Raw genomic sequence first — 8,108 nt, 5'->3', positions numbered from 1 at the left:
ACTCGGACGAGCCCCCCTTCTAAGGGCGGGTTCGTACCCCAACTTCTTGATCACACAGGAGAAACACCATGGCGAAGCCGCCTGTGCGCAAGCCGAAGAAGAAGGTCTGCGCTTTCTGCAAGGACAAGGTCACGTACGTGGACTACAAGGACACGAACATGCTGCGGAAGTTCATTTCCGACCGCGGCAAGATCCGTGCCCGCCGCGTGACCGGCAACTGCACGCAGCACCAGCGTGACGTCGCCACGGCCGTGAAGAACAGCCGTGAGATGGCGCTGCTGCCCTACACCTCCACCGCGCGCTAAGGGAAGGGTGACTTACTGATGAAGATCATCCTCACCCACGAGGTCTCCGGCCTCGGTGCCGCGGGCGAAGTCGTCGACGTCAAGGACGGCTACGCTCGCAACTACCTGATCCCGCGGAAGTTCGCGATCCGCTGGACCAAGGGTGGCGAGAAGGACGTCGAGCAGATCCGTCGCGCTCGCAAGATCCACGAGATCCAGACCATCGAGCAGGCCAACCAGATCAAGGCCCAGCTCGAGGGTGTCCGGGTCCGCCTGGCCGTCCGCTCCGGCGACGCCGGCCGTCTCTTCGGTTCCGTCACCCCGGCCGACATCGCCTCGGCGATCAAGGCTTCCGGTGGCCCCGAGGTCGACAAGCGCCGCATTGAGCTGGGCGCGCCGATCAAGACGCTGGGCGCCCACGAGACGTCCGTGCGTCTGCACCCCGAGGTGGCCGCCAAGGTCAGCATCGAGGTCGTTGCGGCGTAAGCGTCGCGCTCGCTGAAGCGATGTCTGGGGCCGCACCCTTCGGGGTGCGGCCCCAGATGCGTGGTGGGCCTGTCAGAGAGTGGCGAACCAGCCTGGGGTGTGCGCGTGCCGTTTCACGTGAAACGGCACGCAGGCGATGTTTCACGTGAAACGTGGGCGAGGTCGACTCGAACGGCGGCGACGGGGCCAGTCTCGGGCGCCGTCGGCTTGCTCAGCGCGTCGCCCCGGTGACGATCCAGTGGTCCGAGCGGGAGCGCAGCCAGAGCGTCAGCATGCGCATCGTCATCATCAGCGTCATGGCCCCCCAGACTGCGGTGAGTCCACCACCGACAGTCGGAACGAGCAGTGCCACGGGAGTGAAGACCGCGAGGGTCAGCACCATCGCCCACGCCAGATACGGGCCGTCTCCCGCACCCATCAGGACGCCGTCGAGAACGAACACGATGCCGGAGATCGGCTGGGAGAGTGCCACCACAACGAGGGCGGGCAACGCGGCGTCCTGGACCACCGGATCGCTGGTGAAGAGCGGGATGAACACGGGGCGGCTGATGAGCACCAACAGTCCCAGCACGATCCCGGTGGCGATGCCCCACTGCACCATGCGGTGACAGGCCGCCCGCGCACCCTGGGCGTCGCCCGCCCCGAGGTAACGGCCGATGATGGCCTGCCCTGCGATGGCTATCGCGTCGAGTGCGAAGGCGAGCAGGCTCCACAGGGACAGGATGATCTGATGCGCTGCGATGTCCGTGTCCCCGAGTCGCGCCGCGACCGCGGTGGCGATCATCAGGATCGCCCGCAGGGAGAGCGTACGCACCAGGAGTGGTGCCCCCGCCTGGGCGCAGGCTCGTATTCCGGCGACGTCCGGCCGCAGCGAGGCACCGTTCCTGCGTGCCCCGCGGACCACGACCCAGAGGTACACGGCGGCCATGCCCCACTGGGCGATGACCGTGCCCCACGCGGAGCCGGCGATGCCGAGATCGGCGCCGTAGACGAGACCTGCGTTGAGGGCGGCGTTGGCGATGAAGCCCGCTATGGCAACGTACAGCGGGGTCTTTGTGTCCTGGAGCCCACGCAGAACTCCGGTGGCGGCGAGCACCATCAGCATCGCCGGGATGCCGAGCGCCGAAATGCGGAGGTACGTGGTCGCGAACGGGGCCGCCGTGTCGGAGGCGCCGAACAGGTCCACCACCGCAGGCGCTCCGGGCAGGACGACGACCACGACGACGGTACCGAGGAGGAGAGCGAGCCAGATGCCGTCCATGCCCTGGCGGATGGCGGCCCGAAGATCGCCGGCTCCCACACGTCGGGCGACCGCGGCCGTTGTGGCGTATGCGAGAAAGACGAAGATGCTCACCGCGGTGGTGAGCAGGGCGGAGGCGACACCGAGACCGGCCAGTTGCGCGGTGCCGAGGTGGCCGACGATGGCGGTGTCGGCCATCAGGAAAAGGGGCTCGGCGACGAGCGCACCGAAGGCCGGAACGGCCAGCGCGATGATCTCTCGATCGTGCTGCCGCCGGGCAGCCCTGATTGCCGCGGAAGCCTGTGTCATGACCATCAATCTAATCGTCCACAGGTAAGAGATGCAATCGCCCTGTGACCCTTACTTTTCTCTCGCTCGGGCGTGTCGCGGCGGCCTGTTCGAGAGGATCTTGGTCCGGCTGTGAAAGTTTTTCTTCTGCACAGCCGGTGGATCGGAAAGCAGCAGGTCAGAGCCGTGAAATCCGAATGCCGCGAGGCTTGTTCACAGGCCTGTCCACCGTGTCGTGCACAGGTTTCGTGGAGTTCTCCACAGCATCGGGCTCGTCGTCCACATGGCCTGTGGATAACCAGATTGGCTGACGGTGCAGACGGGCCTACCGTTGTCCGGCGCCCGCCCTGTCTTCCGGTCTCGGAATGCCTGCAAAACCGACGTGCCAGAAGCGGAGCTGGGCCTCTCATTTTGTCAGTGCCGTGCCGTATGAAAGAGGGGCACGGCGGGATCCGCGCGGGCGGACGGGAGGAGGTGGCCCGGTGAGCATTTCCGAGCCCTTGGACGAGCCGTGGGCCGACAGCGGACCCAGCGACCGTCTGCCCGCCTCCCGCCGGCGCAGCAATGGTGGCCGGGGCCGAGACGAACAGCACGACCGGGGGCGTGAGGACAGCGCATGGGAGGGCGCCGGGCCTTCGTTCGAGCGGGTACCGCCGCAGGACCTCGACGCCGAACAGTCCGTCCTCGGCGGCATGCTCCTGTCCAAGGACGCCATCGCGGACGTGGTCGAGGTCCTCAAGGGCCATGACTTCTACAAGCCCGCACACGAGACCATCTTCCAGGCCATCCTCGACGTCTACGCCAAGGGCGAGCCTGCCGACCCCATCACGATCGCCGCCGAGCTCACCAAACGCGGCGAGATCACCAAGGTGGGTGGCGCCGCGTATCTGCACGCCCTCGTCCAGACGGTGCCGACGGCGGCGAACGCCGAATACTACGCCGAGATCGTCCACGAGCGCGCGGTCCTCCGCCGCCTGGTCGAGGCCGGTACGCGGATCACACAGATGGGATACGCGGCCGACGACGACGTCGACGAGATCGTCAACAGGGCACAGGCCGAGATCTATGCCGTCACCGAGCAGCGCACCACCGAGGACTATCTGCCGCTCGGCGACATCATGGAGGGCGCGCTCGACGAGATCGAGGCCATCGGTTCGCGGTCGGGGGAGATGACCGGTGTGCCGACCGGCTTCACCGACCTCGACCAGCTCACGAACGGTCTGCACCCGGGCCAGATGATCATCATCGCCGCTCGTCCCGCCATGGGTAAGTCGACGCTGGCGCTGGACTTCGCCCGGGCGTGCTCGATCAAGCACAACATGCCGAGCGTGATCTTCTCGCTCGAAATGGGCCGCAACGAGATCGCGATGCGTCTGCTGTCCGCCGAGGCGCGTGTGGCCCTGCACCACATGCGCTCCGGCACGATGACCGACGAGGACTGGACCCGCCTCGCCCGCCGGATGCCGGACGTCTCGGCCGCCCCGCTCTACATCGACGACTCCCCGAACCTGTCGATGATGGAGATCCGTGCCAAGTGCCGCCGCCTCAAACAGCGCAACGACCTGAAGCTGGTCGTCATCGACTACCTGCAGCTGATGCAGTCCGGCGGTAAACGGTCCGAGAGCCGTCAGCAGGAAGTCTCCGACATGTCGCGAAACCTCAAGCTATTGGCCAAGGAACTGGAACTGCCGGTGATCGCGCTGTCCCAGCTCAACCGTGGCCCTGAGCAGCGCACGGACAAGAAACCCATGGTCTCCGACCTGCGTGAGTCCGGGTCGATCGAGCAGGACGCGGACATGGTGATCCTCCTGCACCGCGAGGACGCGTACGAGAAGGAGTCGCCGCGCGCGGGCGAGGCGGACATCATCGTGGGCAAGCACCGCAACGGCCCGACGGCCACGATCACCGTGGCCTTCCAGGGCCACTACTCACGCTTCGTGGACATGGCGCAGACCTGATAAATGCGCTCGACTCCCGGTTGCGGGCCCGGTGGACTGTGCTCCATGACAACACCTCAGGAAGAACTGCTGCCGGCCACTCGTCGCGCGCTGTTGCACCGCATCGCCGTGGCTCAAGCCGAGGGACGGGCGCCGTCGATGGTCGCGGCCGTCGTCCGCGGCGGTCGGACGGTGTGGACGGGAGCACGGACCTCCGTGGAGGGGCACGCACCGGACGAGAACACGCAGTACAGGGTCGGCTCGATCACCAAGACATTCACCGCCGTCCTGGTGCTGCGGCTGCGCGACGAGGGCGTACTGGACCTCGGTGACCCGCTGGAGAAGCATCTGCCGGGCACCGGCGCGGGGGAGGCCACGATCGCCGAACTCCTCGCGCACACGGGTGGGCTGGCCGCGGAGTCACCCGCGCCCTGGTGGGAGCGCACACCCGGCTCGCTGCGTCCGGAACTCGCCGATGTTCTGGGTGAACAGCCGCACCGGCACCCCGTCGGCCGCCGCTTCCACTATTCCAACACCGGATACACGCTCCTGGGAGCCGTCGTCGAAGAGTTGCGAGGCGCCCCCTGGGAGGACGTGCTGCGGCGCGAGGTACTCGAACCGCTGGGCCTGCGCCGTACGAGCGGGGACCCGCAGGCGCCCCATGCGGGTGGCTGGGCCGTACATCCCTGGGCGGACGTGATGCTGCCGGAGCCCACCGAGCACTTCGGACGTATGGCCCCCGCCGGACAACTCTGGTCCACCACAGGAGACCTGGCCCGCTTCGCGGCGTTCCTCGCCAACGGTGACGACCGGGTGCTGGGCGCGGAGTCCCTGCTCGAGATGAGGACGCCCGCCGGGCCGGCCGAGGCGGCGGATGTGGCAGCGGGCTCGGCGTACGGACTGGGCATGCAACTCCACCAGTGTGACGGCCGCTTCCTCGTGGGGCATTCCGGATCTGTGCCGGGCTTCCTCGCGTGCCTCACGATCAGCCTGGAGGACGACGTGGCGGCCGTCGTACTGGTCAACTGCACTTCGGGCCCGGTCGCATCGAACATCGCCGCCGACCTCGTCCGTATCGTGGCGGAGACCGAGCCCCGGATTCCCGAGCCGTGGCGACCCCTACCGGAGGTCGACCGGTCCGTACTGGAGCTGGCAGGGCCTTGGTACTGGGGTACGCATGCCTTCGCGCTGCGCCTCGTGGCCGGCGGGAGCCTGTCGCTGGATCCGCTGTCGGGTGACGGCGGCCTGGGTGCGCGGTTCAGGGCGAACGGTGACGGCACATGGACCGGCCTCGACGGCTATTTCGCGGGGGAGTCCTTGCGGGCCGTACGGCGGTCTGATGGCTCCGTGGACCATCTGGACCTCGGATCGTTCGTGTTCACGCGGCAGCCGTACGACGAGGGGGCTTCGGTGCCGGGTGGGGTGGATCCTGAGGGGTGGCGAGGGATCTCCTAGCCCCGGATGAGCGCATGCCGGTGGGGGTGTTTCACGTGAAACACCCCCACCGGCGTACAGACAGCCTGTCAGAGCGGCAACTTGAAGCCCACGTGGGACGCCTCGAAACCCAGGCGCTCGTAGAACCGGCGGGCGTCGGTGCGGGTGGCGTCGGAGGTGAGCTGGACCAACTGGCAGTTCTGGCGCCGGGATTCGTCGATCGCCCAGTGGATGAGCTTGGTGCCGAGGCCGCTGCCGCGTTCGTCGGCGTGGATGCGGACGCCCTCGATGACCGATCGGGTCGCTCCCTTTCGGGACAGCCCGGGAATGATCGTGAGCTGGAGTGTGCCGACGACACGGCCGTCGCGTACGGCGACGACCAGGTTCTGGTTCGGGTCGTCACTGAGGCGTTCCAGGGCTGCCAGATAGGGCGTCAGATCGTCCGGTGACTCCCGCTGGGCGCCGAGGGGGTCGTCGGCGAGCATGGCGACGATCGCCGGGACGTCGTCGGTGACGGCGGGACGTATTTCAAGATCTCCCATGGGCGCAGCCTATGCGGGAGTGCTCAATGACTCGACGACCTGGACGAGAGGGGCCAGTTCGGGGCTCTCAGCCGCCTTGTCGAGGGCCTCGCGCAGGGCGGCGTCGTTGGTGGGACGGGCCTCTTCGAGGAGGTGGAGTCCCGCCTCGGTGACGTCCGTGTAGATGCCGCGGCGGTCGGTGGGGCACAGATAGCGCGCCAGGAGTCCTCGATCCTCGAGACGGGTGACCAGCCGTGTGGTGGCGCTCTGGCTGAGGACGACAGCGTCGGCGACCTGCTTCATCTGCAGATGGCCTCCCTCGCCGTCGTGCTGTCGGCTGAGCACGTCGAGCAGGGAGTACTCGCGCACGCTCAGGTCGTGCTTGGTCTGCAGCGCGCGCTCGATGTGGGCCTCGATCCTCCCGTGCAGCAGAGAGAGGGCGCACCAGCCCTGGGCGAGGGCGGTGAGCGCGGGGTCCGTCGCGGTCATGCGTGTTCCTCCGTCCCGGAGCGGCTGGACCCAGGATATGCCAACAGAGCAATATACCGCCCTTGCCGTTATAGCGCGTGTGCAACTATTGTTGGCGCTGGCAAAGCGCTCCTGCAATCCATTGGGAAGGTGTCACCCTCCATGCCTCTCGCGCTTCTGGCCCTCGCGATCGGGGCCTTCGGCATCGGCACGACCGAGTTCGTCATCATGGGTCTCCTGCCCGGGGTCGCCCAGGACTTCGGCGTGTCCATCCCCACCGCCGGCTGGCTGGTCACGGGCTACGCACTGGGCGTCATGGCGGGCGCCCCGGTCATGACGGTTCTGGGCACCAGGATTTCGCGGAAGCGGATGCTGATGCTGCTGATGGGCTTGTTCATCGTCGGCAACCTGTTGTCCGCCGTCACACCCGGCTTCGCCGTCATGCTGATCGGCCGTGTGATCTCCTCACTCGCCCACGGCGCTTTCTTCGGTATCGGCTCCGTTGTCGCAGCCGACCTCGTGGCCCCCGACAAGAAGGCCGGCGCCATCGCGATGATGTTCACCGGTCTCACCGTGGCCAACGTGGTCGGCGTGCCGCTGGGCACCTTCATCGGGCAGTCCATCGGCTGGCGCGTCACCTTCGCCGTCGTCGCCGCCCTCGGCGTCCTGGGCCTGGCGGGCATCGCACGGCTTGTTCCCGACATGCCCAAGCCGGAAGGGGTGCGTCTGCGCCATGAGCTGGCCGCGTTCAAGAACGTGCAGGTACTGCTCGCCATGGCGATGACCGTTCTCGGTTTCGGCGGCGTCTTCGCGGCCATCACCTACATCGCGCCGATGATGACGCACGTCGCGGGCTTCGCCGACTCCTCCGTCACCTGGCTTCTCGTCCTCTTCGGCCTGGGCATGGTCGGCGGCAACCTGGTGGGCGGCAGGTTCGCCGACCGCGCGCTCATGCCCATGCTGTACGTCTCGCTGGGCGCCCTCGCCGTCGTTCTCGCTCTCTTCACGCTCACCGCGCACGACAAGATCGCGGCGGCGGTGACGATCACCCTGATCGGTGCGCTGGGCTTCGCGTCCGTTCCGCCGCTGCAGAAGCGCGTCCTCGACCAGGCGCACGGCGCCCCCACGCTGGCCTCAGCGGTGAACATCGGCGCCTTCAACCTCGGCAACGCGCTCTCCGCCTGGCTCGGCGGTCTCGTCATCGCCGCGGACCTCGGGTACACGGCCCCCAACTGGGTCGGCTCCGCACTCGCCGGGGCCGCCCTCGTCCTGGCCGCCCTCTCAGCCGCCCTGGAGCGCAGGGGCAGCGCACCCGGCTCGATCGTGGCAGGAGCGGGCGACGGAGCCGGAGTGGTCGCGAGCTCGGCCGAGCAACGGCGCGCCGTTCGGAGCTGACACCCGCGTCGGCTCACCCACATCCCGGCCCGAGAAGCGGCGCGGGGGCCATGAC

8 protein-coding genes are annotated in these 8,108 nt (G+C 67.9%); 5 read left to right on the top strand and 3 right to left on the bottom strand.

All coding sequences use genetic code 11. The annotated features are described in order from the left end of the window. The first annotated feature begins 68 nt into the window (after positions 1–68). The gene (gene rpsR, locus FNH08_RS38305; RefSeq protein ID WP_003949403.1) at positions 69–305 is read left to right on the top strand and encodes a 30S ribosomal protein S18; all 237 of its coding nucleotides are present in this window, start codon (positions 69–71) and stop codon (positions 303–305) included. Between the two features lie 18 nt (positions 306–323). Further along, complete coding sequence (gene rplI / locus FNH08_RS38300; RefSeq protein ID WP_152776136.1) at positions 324–770, top strand: 50S ribosomal protein L9; 447 nt, start codon at positions 324–326, stop codon at positions 768–770. 211 nt (positions 771–981) lie between these two features. Here the strand turns inward: rplI and FNH08_RS38295 are convergent, their stop codons facing one another. Beyond that, the gene (locus FNH08_RS38295; RefSeq protein WP_152776135.1) at positions 982–2,328 is read right to left on the bottom strand and encodes an MATE family efflux transporter; all 1,347 of its coding nucleotides are present in this window, start codon (positions 2,326–2,328) and stop codon (positions 982–984) included. 452 nt (positions 2,329–2,780) lie between these two features. Here FNH08_RS38295 and dnaB point away from each other — a divergent pair, with 452 nt between their 5' ends. Then, positions 2,781–4,256, top strand: coding sequence for a replicative DNA helicase (gene dnaB, locus FNH08_RS38290; protein WP_322726164.1), 1,476 nt, complete (start codon positions 2,781–2,783; stop codon positions 4,254–4,256). 45 nt (positions 4,257–4,301) lie between these two features. After that, complete coding sequence (locus FNH08_RS38285; RefSeq protein WP_152776134.1) at positions 4,302–5,690, top strand: serine hydrolase domain-containing protein; 1,389 nt, start codon at positions 4,302–4,304, stop codon at positions 5,688–5,690. A gap of 68 nt (positions 5,691–5,758) precedes the next feature. Here FNH08_RS38285 and FNH08_RS38280 read toward each other — a convergent pair whose 3' ends face one another. Continuing rightward, positions 5,759–6,211, bottom strand: a complete 453-nt coding sequence (locus FNH08_RS38280; protein ID WP_152776133.1) for a GNAT family N-acetyltransferase — start codon at positions 6,209–6,211, stop codon at positions 5,759–5,761. Positions 6,212–6,220: 9 nt separating this feature from the next. Then, the gene (locus FNH08_RS38275) at positions 6,221–6,679 is read right to left on the bottom strand and encodes a MarR family winged helix-turn-helix transcriptional regulator (RefSeq protein WP_152776132.1); all 459 of its coding nucleotides are present in this window, start codon (positions 6,677–6,679) and stop codon (positions 6,221–6,223) included. Between the two features lie 141 nt (positions 6,680–6,820). On the opposite strand from FNH08_RS38275, the gene FNH08_RS38270 reads away from it, so the two are divergent. After that, positions 6,821–8,053, top strand: coding sequence for an MFS transporter (locus tag FNH08_RS38270; protein ID WP_152776131.1), 1,233 nt, complete (start codon positions 6,821–6,823; stop codon positions 8,051–8,053). Positions 8,054–8,108: the final 55 nt, after the last annotated feature.

Source organism: Streptomyces spongiae (genome assembly GCF_009377185.1).
Taxonomy (GTDB): domain Bacteria; phylum Actinomycetota; class Actinomycetes; order Streptomycetales; family Streptomycetaceae; genus Streptomyces; species Streptomyces spongiae.
Note: the sequence above shows the minus strand (reverse complement) of the source record. Positions and strands in the feature narration are given on the sequence as shown.